Here is an 18,860-nt window from a genome sequence, read left to right on the forward strand (position 1 = left end):
TCGCCCGCACCTATCGCAACCCTGCATGACCACAACCATGAAAAACCTGCTTCTTAAATTCTGCACGATGGCGCTCGTCGCGAGTTCGGCCGCCGCCGCGAACGTGGACGCCGCCGAGCTGCACGTCATGAGCTCGGGCGGCTTCACGGCCGCATACAAGGTGCTCGGCCCGAGATTCGCGTCCCAGACCGGCAACACGCTCGACACCGCGCTCGGGCCGTCGATGGGCAAATCGCCCGAAGCGATCCCCAACAGGCTCGAGCGCGGCGAGCCCGCGGACGTCGTCATCATGGTCGGCTATGCGCTCGACGAGTTGATCAAGCAAGGCAAGGTCGTCCCCGGATCGCGGGTGGAACTGGCCGACTCGCGCATCGGCATGGTCGTACGCGAAGGTTCGGCGAAGCCCGACATCGGCTCGGCAGAGGACCTCAGGCAAACCCTGCTGCATGCAAAGTCGATTGCCTACTCGGACAGCGCGAGCGGCGTCTATATCGAGCGAGAGTTGTTCAAGAAACTCGGCATCGAGGATCAGGTCAGGTCCAAGGCGAAGATGATCCCGCGGATTCCGGTGGCGTCGGTGGTGGCGAACGGCGACTACGAAATCGGCTTTCAGCAGGTAAGCGAGTTGCTGCCCGTTCAGGGCGCCACGTTCGTTGGCAAGATTCCCGAGTCTTTGCAGTCCGTCACGCGTTTCGCCGCAGGCATCCCTGTCGGCGCGCAGCATCCGAAGGAAGCGAAGGCGCTCCTCGACTATCTCGCCTCGCCCGGTGTACAAGCGGAAGTGAAATCGACCGGGCTCGATTCCGTCTCCGCGCATTGAGGCAGAACCGGGGGAAGGCCCGCCGCAGCCGGCCTTCCCGTCAGCCCGGCGTGTCTGTCGCGGGGTCAGTCGCAACGTCCGGGCGGCGTGGCCCGGTCGCGCCGAGCATCTGCGCGAGACGCGCACGATCGCACTCGCCTTCCCACATCGAAACGAAAATTACCGCGCAGGCGTTGCTGATGACGCTCGTCAGGGCGCGCGCCTCGGACATGAAGCGGTCGATGCCCACCAGCAGCGCCACCCCGGCGACGGGCAGATCCGGAATCACCGTGAGCGTCGCGACGAGCGCAACCAGCCCGCTGCCGGACACGCCGGCCGCGCCCTTCGAAGTCAGCAACATGACGGCGAGCATCGTCGCGATCTGCGGCGCGGAAAGCGGCACATCGCACGCCTGCGCGATGAACATCGAGGCGAGCGTCAGATAGATCGCCGTGCCGTCCAGATTGAACGAATAGCCCGCAGGCAGCACGAGGCCGACTACGCCCTTGCCGCAACCGAGCGCCTCCAGCTTCACGATTAAACGCGGCAGCACCGGCTCCGTCGACGATGTCGCGAGAACGATGAGCAATTCCTCGCGCATGTAGCGCAAGAGTCGCCAAAGCGCGAAACCGTGCAGGCGCGCGAGCGGCGCGAGCACCAGCGCAACGAACACCACGCATGCGACGTAGAAGGACGCCATCAGCATGCCGAGCGAGCCGACCGAACGGATGCCGAAGCGGCCCACCGTGAAAGCCATCGCGCCGAACGCTCCGAGCGGAGCGAGCCGCATGATCATCGCGAGCACGCGAAAGAGAATGTGCGCGACGCCTTCGATGACCGCCAGCACGGGCCGGCCGGCCTGCGGATACGCGTTCAGCGAGAAGCCGAACAGCAACGCGAGCAGCAGCACCGGCAACACCTCGCCCTTGTCGAACGCGCCGAGCATCGTCTCCGGGATCATGCTCAATCCGAACGCCACGAGCCCGCCCGCCTGCGTGTGCTTCGTGTATTGCCCGAGGACGCTCGAATCGAGATGAAGCACGTCAATGTGCATGCCAGCGCCAGGGCGCAGCACGAACGCGGCGACCAGTCCGAGCACGAGCGCGACGGCCGTCAGGCAATAAAAAAACGCCAGCGCCTGCACGATCGTGCGTCCGATGGCCTTCCCGTTGGCGAGCGACGTAATGCCCGAGACGATCGTGCAAAAGACGATCGGCGCGATCATCATCCGCACGAGTCCGACGAACGCGTCGCTCAAGGGCTTGAGCAGCGCGCCCGCTGCCGGCCACACGTGGCCGAGGGTCATGCCGAGCATCATGGCCAGCAGCACTTGCACATAGAGCAGACGAAGCGGTCTTGCCAACCTCACGATGCGGTCTTCCTTCTTGTCTGCGCCGTCGTCGCCGCGGCGTGCCCTCCGGCATCACGGCTTGCGACGCCCGCGCTTTTCGTCTCGATGATCGTCCGATGAAACTCCTGTGCGGCCGGCGTGAGCGGCCGTCCGCGCCGTCTCACGATTCCCACGCGTCGTTTGACCACCGGTTCGACGAGCGGCACGCTCGTGAGGATCGGGTGATCATGACCGGGCATGGCCATCGACGGCACCGCAGCGACGCCGAGGCCGGCTTCGATCAACCCGAGCATGGTCGTGACGTGCCGCGTCTCGCAGACGCTGGGCGCGCGTGGCGCGACGGCCGCGAGTGCCTGATCGAGCAACAGACGGTTGCCGGAAGTCTTGTCGACCGAGACATAGTCGTGCTCGTAAAGCTCGTTCCACGTCACGCGCTTCTTGCGTGCGAGTGGATGGTCGCGGCGGCAGGCGGCAACGAATCGCTCCTGCAGGAGCAGTTTGAACTCGACTTCCGATTCCTGACTGCCCATGAAGCTCACGCCGAAATCAGCCTCGCCGCTGATGACAGCGCCCAGCACTTCGTTCGCGCTGGAATCGAGGAGCTTGACCCGGATGCGCGGAAAGCGGCGATGATAGCTTGCGATGACGCTCGGCAAGAAGTAGTACGCCACCGAAGGCACGCACGCGATCGTCACGTGACCGAGGCGGCTCGATGAAACATCGCGGATGCCGAGCAGCGCGATGTCGAGGTCATCCAGCAGTTGGTCTGCGCTCGGGGCGAACACGCGCCCCACCGTGGTGAGCGTGACGCTGCGCGTGGTGCGCTCGAAGAGACGCACGCCGAGCGCTTCTTCCAGCTTGTCGATCCGACGACTCAAGGCTGGTTGGGAAATGCTCACCGCCTCGGCGGCCTTTCTGAAGCTGCCCAGCTCCACCACCGCGCGAAACGCCTGCAAGTCGTTCAAGTCGAAGTTGACGCCCACGGCCGGTCTCCGCATCTTGGAATCCGGCTATTTTGCATGATTCAGGAGGCGTCTCGTCCATTGAAACGATGCTTGTATCTGGCGGCTTCCAAGCATGGCGTGATACGAGGCGTACGCAGCGAATCGCGAGCAAGCGACCACCTATCGCACGAGCGGCGACGCGTCCAAACAGGCGAGGATAGCGGCTGGGCCGGGATAGATAGAGATGCAGCCCGCCTCCATCAATGCCTTTTCGGTGAAACATCCCGACAACACGCCCACGGCTTTCACGCCGAGCCTGGAAGCCGCTTGCGCGTCATAAGGCGAGTCGCCTATCGCGACCGCGTCGGGCGGCGAGACGTTCAGACGTCGCATGGTCACATCGAATATATCCGGTGAGGGCTTTGATTCGCCGACGTCTTCCGACGACACTTTCGCGTCGACTAGATGCGCGATTCCGGCAATGTCGATATACACATCCAGTTCGTCTTTCTTGGCCGACGAAGCAATGGCGATCTTCAACCCCCGTTCCCGAATGGCGTGCAGAAGGTCCGGCACGGCGGAAAAAGGCCGAACCATCGGCAGGTACTCGCTCTTGAAACGTTGGCCGCGCCAGGCTTCCAGCGCCTCGCCGTGATCGCGAATCTGCTCGCTCGTCAGAAAGACGGGGAGCAGCTTGTCGCCGCCCTTGCCGATTTGGCTCCGTGCGTTCTCGAAGCTCACGTCATGGCCGAACTGCTTGAACGCGTCGTGCCACGCTAGCGCGTGAAGATCGACGGAATCGATCAGAGTGCCGTCGATATCGAAAATGATGGCTGAGGGCATGACGCGCTCCAGTGTCTATTAGCACCAAAAGCATGATGCGAGAGGAAGGGTCCATCGTTTCCGGGTTGCGAGCATGAAGCGTGCCCCGGGTTTTCGAGCAGCCCATGCCGGCGATTTCGACAAAGGCCGACTTGCTCGATTGCCGTCGGCGCGTCGCACTCACAATCACGTCCCCGCTCTATAACGCCGCAAACGTCGCCGTAACGATCACCCCTCGCAATGGCTGCTCCCGATAATGAAGCGCAATCTCCCCGCGATGCGCCTGCACAATTTCCTTCGCGATCGCGAGCCCGAGCCCGGTCCCTTCGGTATCGGCGGATGCGCGATAGAACGGCTCGAACACGCGACTGCGCGCTTCAGCGGGAATGCCGGGGCCGTCGTCCGTGACGGTGAGCATCACGCGCCCTTCGCCGCGCGCCACCGCGACAGTCACGTGCCCGCCCGGCTGCGAGTAGCGAATCGCGTTCTCGGTGACGTTATGAACGAGCGCCGACAGCAATCCCTGATGCCCGATGATCCACGCCGAATCGGCCAGTTCCGCGCCAAGGTTGATGTCGTGCTTTTGCGCGAACATCGCGAGATCTTCGATCACGTCCTGCGCAATAGCGGCGAGATCGACCTTCTGCCTCGCGAGCTGCGTATAGTCCGCCGCTTCGGCCTGCGCGAGAAGCAACAGCTTGTTGGTCAGGCCGACCATCGACCGGTTGCTCCGCTGCATCGCCGCGAGCGCCTCGGAAAGCGTCGGCTCCATATCGCAATGCTGCCGCGCGAACTGCAACTGCGTCTCCAGCAGCGTGAGCGGCGTGCGCAACTGATGCGCCGCATCCGCGATAAAGCGCCGTTGCGCCGCCACCTGAAGCCCGAGCCGCGCGATGCACTGGTTGATCGCTTCGACGATTGGCCGCAACTCCGTATGCATGCGCTCGACGCGCAAGGGCTCGAGCTGCATCGGATCGCGGTCCATCACCTCTTCCTTCACCTTCAGGAGCGGCCGCAATTCGAACGTCAAGCCGATGCACGCCAGCGCCACGGCGAGCAGCACCATTTCAATCTGCCGCACGAGCTGCGGACGCCAGATCTCGCGGAGCATCGCATCGCGCGAAGCCTGCGTCTTGCCGATCGAAACGAGCACGCTGCGGATCGCGCCGCTGTCGTACATCTGGCGCACCATGCCGACCGCGCGGATCGGCTTGCCGTGCATATCGGCGTTGTAAAAGATCGGGGAATCGTGGCGGGCCGACGCTTTCTGCGTCGGAAAGTCGGGAGCGCCCGCGAGCAGACGGCCATCGTCCACGCTGACGTTATAGAACACCTGATCGCCTTGCGGCGACGCAAACACTTCGAGCGCGGCAGGCGGAATGTCCACGAGCAGGCGGCCATCGGACCATTCCACTTCGCCCGCGATCATCCGGGCCGATGCGAGCAGCGTGTTTTCCTGTACGAGATCGGCGGTGCGGCGCGCGTTGTCGTACGCGGCCTTGCCGGTCACGAAGACGTATATCGCGAGCGGTACGAGCAGCCACCACAGCAGGCGGATGCGCAAGCTATTGGTCATCGTCTCTTTTGCGCAGCAGATAACCGAGCCCGCGCAGCGTGACGATTGCGGCGGAACTGCCATCGAGCTTCTTGCGCAGCCGCGACACGTAGATCTCCACCGCGTCCTCGCTCGGCTGGTCGTCATGCGAGAAGATCGTGTCGAGGAGCGATGCCTTCGACACCGTCTTGCCCAGACGCAGAATCAGCGCCTCGAGTACGCTGCGCTCACGCGGCGTCACGTTCAGCGGTGCGCCTTTGAGCGTGAACTGGCGCGTGTCGATATCGAAGACGAGATCGCCGCATGCAAGCTCGTTCGCCGTCGATGACGAGCGCCGCCGGATCATCACCTTCACGCGCGCAACGAGCTCGCGGACTTCGAACGGCTTCACCAGGTAATCGTCCGCGCCCGCGCCGAGCAACTCCACTTTCTCGTCGATCGAACCGCTCGCGGTCAGGATCATCACGGGCGTGGCATCGCCGCGCTGGCGCATCCGGCGCAGCACGTTCTTGCCGGAAAGCCGCGGGAGGTTGAGATCGAGCAGCACGACATCGTATTGATTCGTCCGCAGCACTTGATCCGCGGACTCGCCATCCTGCACGGCTTCCAGCACGAACGCTTCCTGTTCCAGCATCTTCGCAAGCCAGAGAGAAAGCGTCGGATTGTCTTCGACGAGAAGCAGCTTCATGGTGCGCGATTGTAGAGGTGTCTCGCGCAATGAACGCATCGGGTTAACACCCATGCTTTGGCATCGCCGCAGAAAGCTGGCGGAAGGTTTCGCCTTCCTATAATCGCCCCACACAATCGAAAAGCGGGCCGCACAATCATCACGGCCCAACTCAAGGAGACTTCCGATGCGTACCCTGCGCCAGATCGCTGTTTTGTCCGGTATCACCTTCGCACTCGCGGCCGCTTCCGTGTCCGCGCACGCCGAAAAGATTTCGATCATGGTCGGCGGTGCGACCAAGATCATCTATCTGCCCGCGAAACTGACCGAGCAGCTCGGCTACTTCAAGGACGAAGGGCTCGACGTCGAAATCCTCTCGCAACCCGCAGGCGTCGATGCGGAGAATGAGTTGCTCGCGGGCGCGGTGCAAGGCGTGGTCGGTTTCTACGATCACACCATCGACCTGCAAAGCAAGGGCAAGGAAGTGCAGGCGCTCGTGATCTTCGGTCAGGTGCCGGGCGAAGTCGAAATGGTCGCGACGAAGCAGGCGGACAAGATCAAGAGCATGGCCGACGTCAAAGGCAAGACGCTCGGCGTGACGGGCCTGGGTTCATCGACCAGCTTTCTCACGCAGTATCTGGCGCAACGCTCGGGCGTGACTTCGAAGGAATACACGCTGCTGCCGGTGGGCGCGGATGCGAGCTTCATCGCGGCGATCAAGCAGGAGCGCATCGACGCGGGCATGACCACCGAGCCGACCGTCTCGCAACTGCTCAAGACGGGCGAGGCCAAAGTGCTCGTGGACATGCGCACGCTCGAAGGCACGCGCGCCGCGCTCGGCGGCACCTATCCGGCATCGAGCTTCTACGTGCAGCGCGCATGGGCAGAATCGCACAAGACCGAAGCCGCGAAGCTCTCGCACGCCTTCGCGAAGACGCTGAACTTCATCGCGACGCATAGCGCCGAAGAGATCACCGAGAAGATGCCGAAGGACTATTACGCGAAGAACAAAGGCCTGTACGCGGCTGCGCTCAAGGCGTCGCTGCCGATGTTCACGAAGGACGGCAAGATGCCGGCCGACGGCCCCGAAACCGTGCTGAAGGTGCTTTCCGCGTTCAATCCTTCGGTGAAAGGCAAGCATATCGACCTCGCGCGCACGTATTCGAATGACTACGTGGCGGCCACCGCGACGGCGTCCAAGTGAGGCTTTCATGATGAATCAATCCACTCAACCGGCCATCGAGCTGCGCCACGTCTCATGCCGCTTCATCTCGCCGGACGGCAAGGCGACCGTCGCGTTGCGCGACTTCAGCATGTCCGTGGCGAAGGGCGAATTTGTCGCGATCGTCGGCCCGACCGGCTGCGGTAAATCGACCACGCTCAGCATGATCACGGGTCTGCTCAAGCCGACGACGGGTGAAGTGCGCGTGATGGGGCAGCCGGTCGATGGCATCGATCCGCGCATCGGCTTCGTCTTTCAGGCGGACGCCGTGTTTCCGTGGCGCTCGGTGCTCGACAACGTTGCGGCAGGTCCGATGTATCGCGGCCGGTCGAAGTCCGCCGCCTACGACGAAGCCAACGAATGGCTGCGCCGCGTCGGCCTCGAAAAGTTCGGCAAGCACTATCCGCATCAATTGTCGGGTGGCATGAGAAAGCGTGTCGCGCTCGCGCAGACGTTCATCAACAAGCCCGAGATCCTGTTGATGGACGAGCCCTTCTCCGCGCTCGACATGCAAACGCGCACGCTGATGCAGGACGAGCTGCTGCAACTGTGGTCGGCGAATGCGGGATCGGTCGTCTTCGTGACGCATGATCTCGAGGAAGCGATCGCGCTTGCGGACCGAGTATTCGTGCTGACCGCGCGGCCCGCCACGCTCAAGAAGGTCTACGAGATCGACCTGCCGCGTCCGCGCATTACGTCGGAAATCCGCTATCACCCGCATTTCATCGAGATTTCGCGAGATATCTGGCACGACTTGCGCGAAGAAGTGCAAATCGGCTGAACTCGCTTCAAAGGAACTCAACTATGTCCACGCCTCAACAAGCGATGCCCGCGGGCATCGATCCGACCGCGCTCGCGCAGGTCGAACGTGAAGCGCAGAAGCGCATCAAGCAGCGTCACGCGCTCGTGATCGGATTGCGCATCGCCGTGCTCGTCCTCGTGCTCGGCGGCTGGGAACTGTCCGCGCGCCTGCACTGGATCGATCCGTTCTTCTTCTCGATGCCGTCCGCGATCTTCGAACAGATCGTCGAATGGTTCGTCGAGGGCACGTCGCAAGGTCCGCTGCTCACGCAGGTCTGGGTCACGCTGGAAGAGACGATACTCGGCTTCCTGATCGGTTCGGTGGGCGGCATCTTCTGCGGCATCGTGCTCGGGCGCAACAAGCTGTTGTCCGACGTGTTCAGCCTCTACATCAAGATTGCCAACTCCATTCCGCGCGTCGTGCTCGGCTCGGTGTTCGTGATTGCGCTGGGTCTCGGCATGGCGTCCAAGGTCGCGCTGGCGGTCGTGATGGTGTTCTTCGTCGTCTTTGCGAATGCCTTTCAGGGCGTGCGTGAAGCGGATCGCTACATGATCGCGAATGCGCAGATACTGGGTGCTTCGCGGCGACAAGTGACAACGTCGGTGGTGATTCCGTCTGCGCTGTCGTGGATTCTCGCAAGTCTGCACGTAAGCTTCGGCTTTGCGCTGGTCGGCGCAGTGGTCGGCGAGTTCCTCGGCTCGAAACAGGGCATCGGCCTCTTGATTTCGACGGCGCAAGGCGCGTTCAATGCGAGCGGCGTGTTCGCGGCGATGATCGTGCTGGCCGTGGTCGCACTTGCCGCGGATTACCTGCTCACGGCGGTCGAGCATCGTTTGCTGAAGTGGCGGCCCACGGTAAGTTGACCGCGTAATCATGTGCTCAAAGAAAAACCTCACGCGAATTGCGTGGGGTTTTTCGTTTATAGCTCTCCGATGCACAACGAAAGCCAGATAGTCGCGAAGGCCGTTGTTATCCACGAGAGACCTCACTTCCAATTCATCAAGCGGGCTTCGAACAAGGCAATGCGGTCACGACTCGGTTTGACATAGTGCGTCGCGAGGAATACCTTCAGGAGGCAAATCGAACGAAGGCGTGCGCCTTGCGGCTCTTGGCTTGTTCGCGCCATAAAGCAGTTCCGCCAAGCGGCCTGCTGCCTCTTTACAAGACCGACTCTCTGCTAGCCGCTCGCTACGATAAACGTTGGCATTCATTTAACCGTTTTGAAAATATAAACGATAGACGCGCTCATGCCGAAGGAGTGTTTCATGAGAAGGCACATTGTTGTGATGCCCCTGACACTGAGCATGCTATGTCTGTCCACGCTTGCCTGGTCCGACCCGGATCCGTTGCTCGGGACATGGCGCCTGAAGTCGTTCGTGCGCGAAGTCGCCGGAACAGGCGAGCGATACAACCAGCTTGGCGACCATCCCGACGGCTATCTCAGCTATTCGCCGGATGGCCGGATGCTGGCTCTCTTCGTGTCCGACGAACAGCCGCGACCGCGCACTGAGCCTTCGGACGAAGAGCGCATCAAGCTACACAAATCGATGCTCGCTTACGGCGGAACATATAGCGTGTCGCCCGGAAAGGTAGTCCATCACATCGACATCGAATGGGACGGAAGGCGCGTCGGAACCGATCAGGTACGTTTCTACACCATCGATGGCGACACGCTGTCGATCAAGACGGAATCCAACAAGAGTCCCGTCGATGGGCGCGAAGGGATAGGCATCCTGACGTTCGAGCGAGTGAAGGCATCGCGAGGGCAGTGATGCCGCTTTGACGAGCGACATACGTGCATGCCGTTTATCCGACGCGGCGCTTCGTGCCGTCGAAGTTGAAGGCGTTTCTCGATGCGCTCAAGGCGTGGAAGGGACCGCTCTGGCTTCCGTTGCGCTGAAGCCTGAGCGGCCGCACTAGCCACTAGCGCCAGCCGAGCGCGGGAGCGACGTGCGTGAGAATCGATTCTATCGAATGTGCGCAGTACTCCACGCCGAGCTGATTCGGCACGGTCAACAGTAGCGTGTCGGCTTCTGCAATGGCCTCGTCGGCTGCGAGTTGCCTGACGAGCACGTCCGGTTCCGCCGCATAACTGCGCCCGAAGATCGTCCGGATGTTGCCATCCAAGAGTCCGATCGTGTCGTCGCTGTTCGCATCGCGTCCGAAATACATACGGTCGCGATCGTTCATCAGCGCGAAAATGCTGCGACTCACCGATACGCGCGGCTCGCGGATGTGTCCTGCCTCTTTCCATGCCTGCCGGAAGGCGCGAATCTGCTCTGCTTGCTGGACGTGAAGCGGACGGCCCGTTTCGTCGTTCTTCAGTGTGGAGCATTGCAGGTTCATGCCCATCTTGGCTGCCCAGATGGCGGTGGCATCCGACCCCGAGCCCCACCAGATGCGATCGCGCAACCCTTCGGAATGGGGCTCGACACGCAGCAGGCCGGGCGGGTTGGCAAACATGGGCCGTGGATTGGGTTCCGCGAAACCTTCGCCGCGCAGTACTTCGTAGAACACTTCCGTGTGTCGGCGTGCGAGATCGGCGTGCGTCTCGCCCTCGCCCGGCGCATAGCCGAAATAGCGCCAGCCGTCGATCACCTGTTCGCCCGAACCACGACTGATGCCAAGTTGCAGCCGACCACCGGCGATGAGGTCCGCCGCGCCCGCATCCTCGGCCATGTACAGCGGGTTCTCGTACCGCATGTCGATGACGGCAGTGCCGATTTCGATGCGGCGGGTTCTCGCCCCTACAGCCGCGAGCAGGGGAAACGGCGACGCAAGCTGCCGCGCGAAATGATGCACGCGGAAATAGGCGCCATCCGCGCCGAGCTGTTCGGCAGCGACCGCAAGGTCGATGGATTGATGCAGGACATCGGCGGCAGAACGTGCAAGCGAATGCGACGAAGTGGACCAATGGCCAAACGACAGAAAGCCGATTTTCTTCATGTCAGTCAGGTTTGAGATGACGATGAGCGTATCTTGCCCGAGTCGGGCAGTCGCCGCTCGCACGCGCGCTGTCTGCCCGTTCTTTCTCGTGTATCAAGCCGGGATGTCGGTGGACGCGGAGAGCGCCTTCCACGTTTCCGTCTCGGCCGCTACGAATGCATTCTTCTGCGCAACTGCCTTCAGCGTGTCCGTTCCAAGCGGCAACCGCAGCGGCGGCGTCCTGGCATCGACGAGCGCGATCGTCGCCGCTGCGAATTTCGCAGGATCGCCTGGCGGATTGTGGTTGATCTCACGCGCTAGCTTACGCAGTTTGCCTAGCGTTTCTTCGTAGTCGCCGATGATCGAAGGGCCGACGACGAGCGACGACGTGAATGAAACGACTTTTCCATTTGCGGAAAAATCCAGGCAATGAATGCAGATTGCGTCGCGCATCTGCCCTTTCACCCCTAATTGGCGTGAGCAAGCGGCATCTGCTGGACATGCGTCTTTGTGGCTGCGACAACGGCTGATCAGTGCAGCGCGGCGACTGTCTCTCGATGGCCGAAAGAGGACCGATGGCGATGGTTCATCGCCGCGTCCACGCTAATCATGCGCGCTTCGCCAGATAGGCGTCGATAAGAGCGACCAGCCGCTCCCGTCCGAAGCTCGCGTCGTGTCCCGCGTGGACGACTTGAACGGGCAGATCGCGCAAACGCTTCATCGTACGCACATAGGCCGGGATATCGGCACCGCCTATCTCGTCCAGCAGCGGGCCATCGTAAAGCGCATCGCCCGAGAACAACGTGCCGGTGCTCGGCTCCCAAAGACCGATGCTCCCCGGTGAATGACCCGGCAGATGAAGGACTTCGAAATGCCGGTTACCGAGATCGACAATATTCCCTTCCTTGACGATTTCCGTGACGGGCGCAGCTCGTACGCAGTAGTCGGACATCTGGTAATCGGCATGTGGAAGGGCGGTGATCAGATCGCCATCGAACGGATAACCGAATTCGTGGTATCGACGAATCGCGGCTTCGCCCAATACCGATGCCAGGAGCGTACCGCCCTTGCGTGGCGAGCGCAGGTCGTCGGCCTCGAGTTCGTGGACAAGCGTGTGCTCGAACTCGTGATGCCCGCCCACATGGTCCGCATGCGTGTGTGTCGCGACTGCGGTCACCTTCTTTTGAAGCAGAAGCCGGGCCGCGTCCCGCAGACTGGCGATGCCCATTCCGGTGTCGATCATGAGGTCCCGGTCGCGGCCCCGCACGTGCCAGATATTGCACCGCATCAGTGGGACGACATGAGGTTCCCACAGCAGCGTGATGTCGTCACTGATGCGCTTCAGTTCAAACCAACGGTCGGCAATTGGCAGCATGGTCGTAGAAGGTCAATGCAAACTAACGGAAGCTGATCTACGGGCAGGAGATTCTGCGGGAGATTCAGGATCTTCTCGAGTTGAAGTATAACGACCTGACGTATCCATGACGAAGCAGGCGACGCGGCTCGGCTGCCTGCCGTGCATGAACGGGGTGTCACTGGTAGTAAAGCCTCGTCCGCTGCTGGTTCGACCTTGAGCTCGGTGTTAGCATCTGAGATAGGGCTCCTCAATACTCTAAACGGCGTCGAGATGAACGTTAGTGGTTGTGAGGTGGCCGGTCTACGCTGAATGATGGAGGTCGCAATGAAAGGGTTGCTTTCATTCCACGGACGAATCGTCAGAGCGGCTGTCGTCGCACTGAGCATCGTGAGCGTTGCACTCGTGGGACTCGCCGCGACGCGTGACGCCTTCGCGCAAACCGGCGGCGCCTGCATTCCCGTGAGCCAACGAACGACCGAACTCGGATGCTTCGTTTACGCGGAAGAGCATCTGCGAGAACTACCCGACGGACCGGTTTATTGGCATATCGATCGATTCGCAGATCAGTCATCGGCACAGGCGGCCAAGGGCGAGAATGGAACTGTCGTCGAGATTCTCGGACGCGTCTGGCTCTTTACTATCTCGGGAAAGTCCTGGCGCCCATCGACTGGAGAACACATTGCCGATATCGGCCCTTTGACGCTTCCCCATGCCCGTTCCTTGATGGCCACGTACATGGAGGGAAACTTCAAACCCGGCATGCAATCGACGATCCATCGGCATCCCGGCACCGAAGCATGGTTTGTTCTCAGCGGCGCGCAGTGTCTCGAAACGCCGCACGGCGAACAGATCGGCAAGCCGGGCGCGCCGCCGGTCATCGTTCCTCCCGGAGAACCGATGCTTCTCACAGGCATCGGCAAAGAACAAGGACACTGGCTGGTGCTCATCCTCATGGACGCGACCATGCCTCGTGGAACGCCAGCCGACGACTGGACGCCGAAGCATACGTGTGAAGAGATCGCTGCGGAATAAGTGTTCTCTCGCAGGCGGCAGTTTCTCGTTCTGCGATCGGCTGACACAGCAAGGTCTGAGGAAAAGGAAAGAGCGTGCTCGAAGCATCAACCTGACGCCACGTCGGTCGCTATGAGTTCGTGTCGCTGCACGTCGTTGCCCGATCGCGTGTCCTGACGGTACGCGCGATGAATTGAAGCCGAGCGTGTTCAGATGCCCAATGTCGTGCTCCGGGAACGCATTCTCAACACGCGACATCCAAGCCCGTATCCGCAACCTGATGACGGGAGACCTCGGATGAAACTCATTCACACCGCGTTGGCAGCGATGCTCGCCGCCGCGAGCATCGCGCCTCACGCAGAGAACGCGGCGCCTACCGATCCCCAGATCGCGGCCATCGTGGTGACCGCCAATCAGGTCGATATCGACGCGGGCAAGCTCGCGGGATCGAAAACGAAATCGAAGGATGTGAAGGCGTTCGCGCAGCAGATGGTCACCGATCATAGCGGCGTCAACAAGGCCGCCGCCGCTCTCGTCAAGAAGCTCAACGTGACGCCCGAAGACAATGCTACCGCGCAAAGCCTCAAGCAAGGCGGCGACGCTAACCTCGCGAAGCTCAAGACGCTTTCTGACGGCAGTTTCGACAAATCGTACATCGATCACGAGGTCGCCTATCATGAAAGCGTGCTGGACGCGCTCGACAAGACGCTCATCCCGAGCGCGAAGAACGAGGAGTTGAAGGCCTTGCTGGTGAAGGTGCGGCCGGCGTTCGTCGCGCATTTAGAGCATGCGCGGAACGTGCAGGCGGAACTGAGCAAGAGCGGTGCATAGCCTGCCTTTGCTTGCTGCTCTCGCGAGCACACTCGCCTTTCCTGTGACCGCGATCGCCGCGACGTATGTCGTCGTCATCGAGCAGATGCGCTTCGACCCGCCGGCGTTGACGGTGGCGCGTGGCGATCGAGTCATGTGGATCAACAAGGACTTGTTCCCGCATACCGCGACCGCCGACAAGCAAGCGTTCGACTCTTACGCTATTGCGCCCGATGCGGCGTGGACTTATGTCGCGCGTGATGCCGGAAGCTACGTATACTCGTGCGCGCTTCATCCGACGATGCACGGCAGCCTCAACGTTCGATGAGACGACCATGAGCGAACCCGCACGAAGCCCGGCAGCGTCCGCAGCCGATGACGACATGGACCTTGCGCGCCGCATCGTCGCGGGCGACCAGCATGCGTTCGAATTGCTGATGCGCCGGCACAACCGGCGTCTTTATCGCCTGGCGCGATCGACCCTTCGCAACGACGCCGAAGCCGAGGACGCGTTGCAGGACGCCTATCTGCACGCGTATCGATCGATAAGCCAGTTTCGCGGGGATTCACAGCTTTTCACGTGGCTGTCGAGGCTCGTGCTGAATGAATGCTACGCGCGCTTGCGGCGTTCGGCCCGGCGTCAGAACGTGATTCCGATCGTGGACCTGCCGGAGTACGTCGAACTGTCCAATGCAATGGCCACGAAGGGCGACGATGCCCCCGACGAGGCGCTCGCGCGTGCTCAGGTGCGCGCCCTGCTCGAACGCAAGCTCGACGAATTGCCGCAGCTCTTTCGCGCGGTCTTCGTGTTGCGTTCGATCGAGGAGATGAGCGTCGAGGAGACCGCGAAGTGCCTCGATCTTCCCGAAGCAACGGTGCGCAGCCGTCACTTTCGTGCACGAAGCATGTTGCGCGAATCGTTGGCACACGCCTTCGATCTAGCCGAGCGGGACGTGTTCGAGTTCGGCGGCACGCGCTGCGACCGGATAGTCGCGGGCGTACTATCGAAGATAGCCGGCGGCGCGGCCTAGCTCTATCCCGACACGCGCCACCTTCTTATGGATGGGCTTCAGAAGTTCGGCCCGACAGCACTCCTTTCCCGCCGAAGCAAGAATGCGCTGCCGGATCGTCGCCTTGATTACGACAGGTGATGAACTTCCTGCCGCCCGAACACGGGCGTCGGGATGCCTTCCATGCGAGCCTTCAGTTGCAGCGACAGATACTGCGAGTAGTGGCGCGACTGATGCAGATTGCCGCCGTGGAACCACAGCGCCTCCTGTTGGGTGGGCTTCCACATGTTGCGCTGCTCGCCTTCCCACGGTCCCGGGTCTTTCGTCGTAGCGGAGCCAAGGCCCCACACCTTGCCTACCTTGTCCGCGACTTCGCGGGAGATCAGGTCTGCCGCCCACCCGTTCATCGATCCATAACCCGTCGCATACACAACGAGATCCGCCGGCAATTCGGTGCCGTCCGAAAGCAGCACGGAATGCGCTTTCAGCTCCGCTACGTCGACGCCGCTTTTCAACTTGATCTTGCCATCGGCGACGAGGTCGGACGCGCCGACGTCGATGTAATAGCCCGAGCCTCGCCGCAGATACTTCATGAAGAGGCCCGAGCCGTCGTCGCCGAAATCGAGCATGAAACCCGCGCGTTCGAGCCGCGCATAGAACTCGGCGTCTTGTTCGCGAATCTTCTGGTAGACGGGAATCTGGAACTCGTGAAGGATCTTGTATGGCAACGACGCAAAAGTCATGTCGGCTTTCCATGTCGTCATGCCAGAGGCGACCGCACGCTCCGAATAAAGGTCGCCGAGCGCATGTTCCATCAGCGATTCCGACTTCACGATATGCGTCGACGAGCGTTGCACCATGGTGACGTCCACGCCCGCCTCCCATAGCGCGCCGCAAATGTCGTGGGCCGAATTGTTTGCGCCGATCACCACCACTTTCTTGCCGCGATACGCGTCGGGGCCGGGGTGCTGTGAAGAATGATGCTGCTCGCCCTGAAACACGTCTCGGCCCTTGAATGAAGGGATATTCGGCTTGCCGGACATGCCCGTCGCGAGCACGAGTTGTTTCGGACGCAGCGTCAGCGTCTCGCCGCCACGCTCGACTTCCACTACCCATTCTTTCGCGGCTTCGTCGTAGCGCGCCGATTTGCAGGTGGTCGCGCTCCAGTAGTTCAGCTCCATGACCTTCGTGTACATCTCGAGCCAGTCACCCACTTTGTCCTTCGGCGTGAAGACCGGCCAGTTGTCGGGAAACGGCAGATAAGGCATGTGGTCGTACCAGACGGGATCGTGCAGGCACAGTGTCTTGTAACGCTTGCGCCATGCGTCGCCCGGCTTGTCGTTCTTATCGATGATGATGGTCGGCACGTTCAATTGCCGTAACCGCGCACCGAGCGCGATGCCGCCCTGTCCGCCACCGACGATCAGACAATACGGCTGCTTCGTCACACCCAGCGTTTCGCTCTCATGCTCGCGATGTTCCTTCCAGCTTGTTCGGCCGACGCGCGCGCCGTGCTCCGCGCCCATCGGCCGCTTGAAGTTCTTCGGCTCTTCATGCCCCTTCAGTTCGCTCATCACCGTGAGCAGCGTCCAGATCCGGCCGTTTCTCAGGCGGATGAAACCATTGCCGCGCGCAACGCCCGTCTCGAACGTGATCCACGCCTGCGCGATCCCGTCTGCTTCTGTTTCTGGCTCACCGGGTGCAACACAAAAATCCGAAGGATCGGTGGTATCGAGTTGCGCCTCCAGCATCGCAGCGATCTGTTCGCGGCCTTCCATGGTCTTGATGTTCCAGGTGAAACTCACGAGGTCACGCCAGTAGCAATCCGGCTGGAACAGCTCAACGACAGCGGGAATGTCCCGGTTCGCGAGCGCAGTGTTCAGACGCTCGAGCACATCTGCTACGACGGAGTTCAGATTGGCTTCGGCCACGATAAATCCTCCATTAGAACGGATAGCAATGCATTGCTGAAGGCGGGTGTTGCCCGCACTGGAAGTCGAACGGTAAAGCCGCGTGAATCAGCGCCGATGAGGGGCCACGATGTTGTGCTTTGCGATGCGCCGGTAGAGCGTCGCCCTTGACATGCCGAGCAGCTTCGCCGCTTCGATCGGGCGCCATTTGGCCGTCGTGAGCGCGTTGACGATACGTCGCCGTTCGGCCATACCGGCTTCGTCTATCGCTGCTTTGTCCGCACTAGGCGCGACGACCGGGGTGCTCTGCGGATGCCGCGCATCGAGTACCGGTTGGCGCACCCGCGCAAAAAGAGGCTCGCCGCTGCTCGCGAGCCGCACCGTGATCGCGTCGCTTCCCATGCGGGCATCGAGAAGCCTCAAGGCGCGCGTATTGAATAGTTCAGACCCATCGCACGGCAAGCGATCGAGCCCTGGCACGCACTCCTTTGCGCGGCGATTCGCGGCGACTGCCCTGCCGCGCTCATCGAACGCAATCAGAATCTCAGGCTGCGTTTCCACGTAGTGTCGGTTGCGATGCGCAAGCATCACCCAGCGATTCGTCGTGGCGTGAAGAAAGTAGCTGTTCTCAATCAGAATCGCGCTCTGCCGAACAATATGATTGACGAGGCGCTGGCTTTCGCGTTCGTCCGGCGACCGTACGGCTGATGCGTCCAGCACGCCAATCAACTCGCCGGAAAGGCCGAAAATAGGCGCGGCGCTGCACGTGAGCGTCGTGAACGCGGCGCGGAAGTGTTCGAACTTGTGCACCGTGATCGGTTCGCGGTCGAGCAGGACGCTCGCGATGCCGCAGGTCCCTTCCTCGCGCTCCGACCAGCACGATCCCGGGTATAACCCCGCGCGCTTGAACGCGTTGCGCCGGTCGGGGTCGACGCGATAGTCGATCGCCACGCCAGCCGCGTCAGTAAGCATCACGCAATAGTCGGCCTCTCGCACCATCTCGTGCAATTGCGACAGACACTGTCCCGATGCTCGCAGCACGGGTTCTTCGCGATGGCGAATATCACGAAGCTCCGGGGACGTGAGGATACGAGGCCCGACTGTTGCACCCGGATCGAGGTGATGTTCTTCGAGGGAACGCCGGTACGATGACACGAGTCGGGCGGACGCGCCGTCGCCCGGTCGCAGCCCACGCGCCTCGATTGCATGTCGCACGCGTTCGATATGTCGGGTCTGCGGAACATAGGGCATGACGAGTCTCCGGCGGTCCGATAGTGTCGCGCGCAATATCTGGTGGCACGGCACATCGATACTTCGTTGGTTGATGCTTTGTACCACGCGCGTTCGCCGAGATCACACCGCAATGCACCATCGCCGGATTTGAGACGTCAGTCTCACTACACGATCGCTGCCAATGCCAGAGCGTCGACGTCGTTCGAAGAAGAGACTTGATGCAGGCACCGGTCGAGAAGCCGTCATTCGCACAGAAGGCTGCGACGCGCATATGATGTCCGGGAGCGGTGAGCATCAAGACAGAAGCATCGTGCGACGCTCGAGTGAGTTTGCCGTAGATCTATTCGCCGGTGCATGAAACGGGTATAGCGCGGCAGTGAGTGCATTCGCCTATCAAGGTAAACCTTGACCCATTGCAAACTTGGTCCGGACCTTGCTTTTT

Annotated in this window: 18 protein-coding genes and 2 pseudogenes; 10 read left to right on the top strand and 10 right to left on the bottom strand. The window is 61.5% G+C overall.

Annotated elements, in window-relative coordinates; all coding sequences use genetic code 11:
* Positions 1-37: 37 nt before the first annotated feature.
* Positions 38-820 carry a substrate-binding domain-containing protein gene (locus GV035_RS05210; protein WP_159833938.1) on the top strand — a complete coding sequence of 261 codons (783 nt, stop codon included), beginning with the start codon at positions 38-40 and terminating at the stop codon, positions 818-820.
* Between the two features lie 40 nt (positions 821-860).
* Here the strand turns inward: GV035_RS05210 and dctA are convergent, their stop codons facing one another.
* The 5 genes from dctA to GV035_RS05235 all read right to left on the bottom strand — a co-directional run bounded on the left by dctA (position 861) and on the right by GV035_RS05235 (position 6,159).
* Positions 861-2,168, bottom strand: coding sequence for a C4-dicarboxylate transporter DctA (gene dctA / locus GV035_RS05215; RefSeq protein ID WP_159833939.1), 1,308 nt, complete (start codon positions 2,166-2,168; stop codon positions 861-863).
* A complete protein-coding gene (locus GV035_RS05220) occupies positions 2,165-3,133 on the bottom strand; it encodes a LysR family transcriptional regulator (protein WP_159834970.1) in 969 nt (322 codons plus the stop codon). The genes dctA and GV035_RS05220 overlap by 4 nt, the downstream gene beginning before the upstream one ends.
* Before the next feature lie 141 nt (positions 3,134-3,274).
* Entirely contained in the window at positions 3,275-3,937 is a 663-nt protein-coding gene (locus tag GV035_RS05225; RefSeq protein ID WP_159833940.1) for an HAD family hydrolase, read from the bottom strand.
* Positions 3,938-4,115: 178 nt separating this feature from the next.
* Positions 4,116-5,492 (bottom strand): sensor histidine kinase, encoded by a 1,377-nt coding sequence (locus tag GV035_RS05230; protein WP_159833941.1) that lies wholly within the window; start codon positions 5,490-5,492, stop codon positions 4,116-4,118.
* Entirely contained in the window at positions 5,482-6,159 is a 678-nt protein-coding gene (locus GV035_RS05235) for a response regulator (RefSeq protein WP_159833942.1), read from the bottom strand. Before GV035_RS05235 ends, GV035_RS05230 begins: the two co-directional genes overlap by 11 nt.
* 166 nt (positions 6,160-6,325) lie before the next feature.
* Here GV035_RS05235 and GV035_RS05240 point away from each other — a divergent pair, with 166 nt between their 5' ends.
* From GV035_RS05240 to GV035_RS29825, 5 genes and pseudogenes are all read left to right on the top strand, one after another.
* Positions 6,326-7,342 carry an ABC transporter substrate-binding protein gene (locus GV035_RS05240; RefSeq protein ID WP_159833943.1) on the top strand — a complete coding sequence of 339 codons (1,017 nt, stop codon included), beginning with the start codon at positions 6,326-6,328 and terminating at the stop codon, positions 7,340-7,342.
* A 10-nt stretch (positions 7,343-7,352) separates the two neighbouring features.
* The gene (locus GV035_RS05245; protein WP_159834971.1) at positions 7,353-8,141 is read left to right on the top strand and encodes an ABC transporter ATP-binding protein; all 789 of its coding nucleotides are present in this window, start codon (positions 7,353-7,355) and stop codon (positions 8,139-8,141) included.
* 23 nt (positions 8,142-8,164) lie between these two features.
* Complete coding sequence (locus tag GV035_RS05250; protein WP_040053446.1) at positions 8,165-9,025, top strand: ABC transporter permease; 861 nt, start codon at positions 8,165-8,167, stop codon at positions 9,023-9,025.
* 402 nt (positions 9,026-9,427) lie between these two features.
* Positions 9,428-9,934: a lipocalin-like domain-containing protein gene (locus GV035_RS05255; RefSeq protein WP_159833944.1), complete on the top strand. Its 507-nt coding sequence runs from the start codon at positions 9,428-9,430 to the stop codon at positions 9,932-9,934.
* Between the two features lie 20 nt (positions 9,935-9,954).
* Positions 9,955-10,062 (top strand): annotated as a pseudogene (locus GV035_RS29825) (LysR family transcriptional regulator); the annotation flags it as partial.
* Positions 10,063-10,085: 23 nt separating this feature from the next.
* On the opposite strand, the gene GV035_RS05265 reads toward GV035_RS29825, so the two are convergent.
* From GV035_RS05265 to GV035_RS05275, 3 genes and pseudogenes are all read right to left on the bottom strand, one after another.
* On the bottom strand, positions 10,086-11,108 hold the full coding sequence (locus tag GV035_RS05265) for an LLM class flavin-dependent oxidoreductase (RefSeq protein ID WP_159833945.1): 1,023 nt from the start codon (positions 11,106-11,108) through the stop codon (positions 10,086-10,088).
* Positions 11,109-11,201: 93 nt separating this feature from the next.
* A pseudogene (locus tag GV035_RS05270) lies at positions 11,202-11,474 on the bottom strand (short-chain dehydrogenase/reductase); the annotation flags it as partial.
* A 220-nt stretch (positions 11,475-11,694) separates the two neighbouring features.
* Complete coding sequence (locus GV035_RS05275; protein WP_159833946.1) at positions 11,695-12,462, bottom strand: MBL fold metallo-hydrolase; 768 nt, start codon at positions 12,460-12,462, stop codon at positions 11,695-11,697.
* A 306-nt stretch (positions 12,463-12,768) separates the two neighbouring features.
* On the opposite strand from GV035_RS05275, the gene GV035_RS05280 reads away from it, so the two are divergent.
* The 4 genes from GV035_RS05280 to GV035_RS05295 all read left to right on the top strand — a co-directional run bounded on the left by GV035_RS05280 (position 12,769) and on the right by GV035_RS05295 (position 15,296).
* Positions 12,769-13,476 (top strand): hypothetical protein, encoded by a 708-nt coding sequence (locus tag GV035_RS05280; RefSeq protein ID WP_159833947.1) that lies wholly within the window; start codon positions 12,769-12,771, stop codon positions 13,474-13,476.
* A 276-nt stretch (positions 13,477-13,752) separates the two neighbouring features.
* Positions 13,753-14,286, top strand: coding sequence for a DUF4142 domain-containing protein (locus GV035_RS05285; RefSeq protein WP_159833948.1), 534 nt, complete (start codon positions 13,753-13,755; stop codon positions 14,284-14,286).
* Between the two features lies 1 nt (position 14,287).
* Positions 14,288-14,593 carry a cupredoxin domain-containing protein gene (locus GV035_RS05290; protein ID WP_236572550.1) on the top strand — a complete coding sequence of 102 codons (306 nt, stop codon included), beginning with the start codon at positions 14,288-14,290 and terminating at the stop codon, positions 14,591-14,593.
* Positions 14,594-14,600: 7 nt separating this feature from the next.
* Positions 14,601-15,296, top strand: a complete 696-nt coding sequence (locus tag GV035_RS05295; protein ID WP_159833949.1) for an RNA polymerase sigma factor — start codon at positions 14,601-14,603, stop codon at positions 15,294-15,296.
* Between the two features lie 107 nt (positions 15,297-15,403).
* On the opposite strand, the gene GV035_RS05300 is transcribed toward GV035_RS05295, so the two are convergent.
* Positions 15,404-17,206: an NAD(P)/FAD-dependent oxidoreductase gene (locus GV035_RS05300; RefSeq protein WP_159833950.1), complete on the bottom strand. Its 1,803-nt coding sequence runs from the start codon at positions 17,204-17,206 to the stop codon at positions 15,404-15,406.
* A gap of 87 nt (positions 17,207-17,293) precedes the next feature.
* The gene (locus GV035_RS05305) at positions 17,294-18,436 is read right to left on the bottom strand and encodes a sigma-54-dependent Fis family transcriptional regulator (RefSeq protein WP_159833951.1); all 1,143 of its coding nucleotides are present in this window, start codon (positions 18,434-18,436) and stop codon (positions 17,294-17,296) included.
* Between the last annotated feature and the right edge of the window lie 424 nt (positions 18,437-18,860).

The sequence above is a fragment of the Burkholderia sp. 8Y genome (assembly GCF_902506145.1).
Classification (GTDB): Bacteria; Pseudomonadota; Gammaproteobacteria; order Burkholderiales; family Burkholderiaceae; genus Caballeronia.

Excerpts from the sequence above, each read along its gene's own strand:
- GV035_RS05245 (WP_159834971.1), top strand. The coding sequence starts at position 7,353 with ATGAATCAATCCACTCAACCGGCCATCGAGCTGCGCCACGTCTCATGC.
- GV035_RS05255 (WP_159833944.1), top strand. The coding sequence starts at position 9,428 with ATGAGAAGGCACATTGTTGTGATGCCCCTGACACTGAGCATGCTATGT.
- GV035_RS05240 (WP_159833943.1), top strand. The coding sequence starts at position 6,326 with ATGCGTACCCTGCGCCAGATCGCTGTTTTGTCCGGTATCACCTTCGCA.
- GV035_RS05280 (WP_159833947.1), top strand. The coding sequence starts at position 12,769 with ATGAAAGGGTTGCTTTCATTCCACGGACGAATCGTCAGAGCGGCTGTC.
- GV035_RS05285 (WP_159833948.1), top strand. The coding sequence starts at position 13,753 with ATGAAACTCATTCACACCGCGTTGGCAGCGATGCTCGCCGCCGCGAGC.
- GV035_RS05210 (WP_159833938.1), top strand. The coding sequence starts at position 38 with ATGAAAAACCTGCTTCTTAAATTCTGCACGATGGCGCTCGTCGCGAGT.
- GV035_RS05295 (WP_159833949.1), top strand. The coding sequence starts at position 14,601 with ATGAGCGAACCCGCACGAAGCCCGGCAGCGTCCGCAGCCGATGACGAC.
- GV035_RS05305 (WP_159833951.1), bottom strand. The coding sequence starts at position 18,436 with ATGCCCTATGTTCCGCAGACCCGACATATCGAACGCGTGCGACATGCA.
- GV035_RS05265 (WP_159833945.1), bottom strand. The coding sequence starts at position 11,108 with ATGAAGAAAATCGGCTTTCTGTCGTTTGGCCATTGGTCCACTTCGTCG.
- GV035_RS05250 (WP_040053446.1), top strand. The coding sequence starts at position 8,165 with ATGTCCACGCCTCAACAAGCGATGCCCGCGGGCATCGATCCGACCGCG.
- GV035_RS05235 (WP_159833942.1), bottom strand. The coding sequence starts at position 6,159 with ATGAAGCTGCTTCTCGTCGAAGACAATCCGACGCTTTCTCTCTGGCTT.
- GV035_RS05230 (WP_159833941.1), bottom strand. The coding sequence starts at position 5,492 with ATGACCAATAGCTTGCGCATCCGCCTGCTGTGGTGGCTGCTCGTACCG.
- GV035_RS05225 (WP_159833940.1), bottom strand. The coding sequence starts at position 3,937 with ATGCCCTCAGCCATCATTTTCGATATCGACGGCACTCTGATCGATTCC.
- GV035_RS05275 (WP_159833946.1), bottom strand. The coding sequence starts at position 12,462 with ATGCTGCCAATTGCCGACCGTTGGTTTGAACTGAAGCGCATCAGTGAC.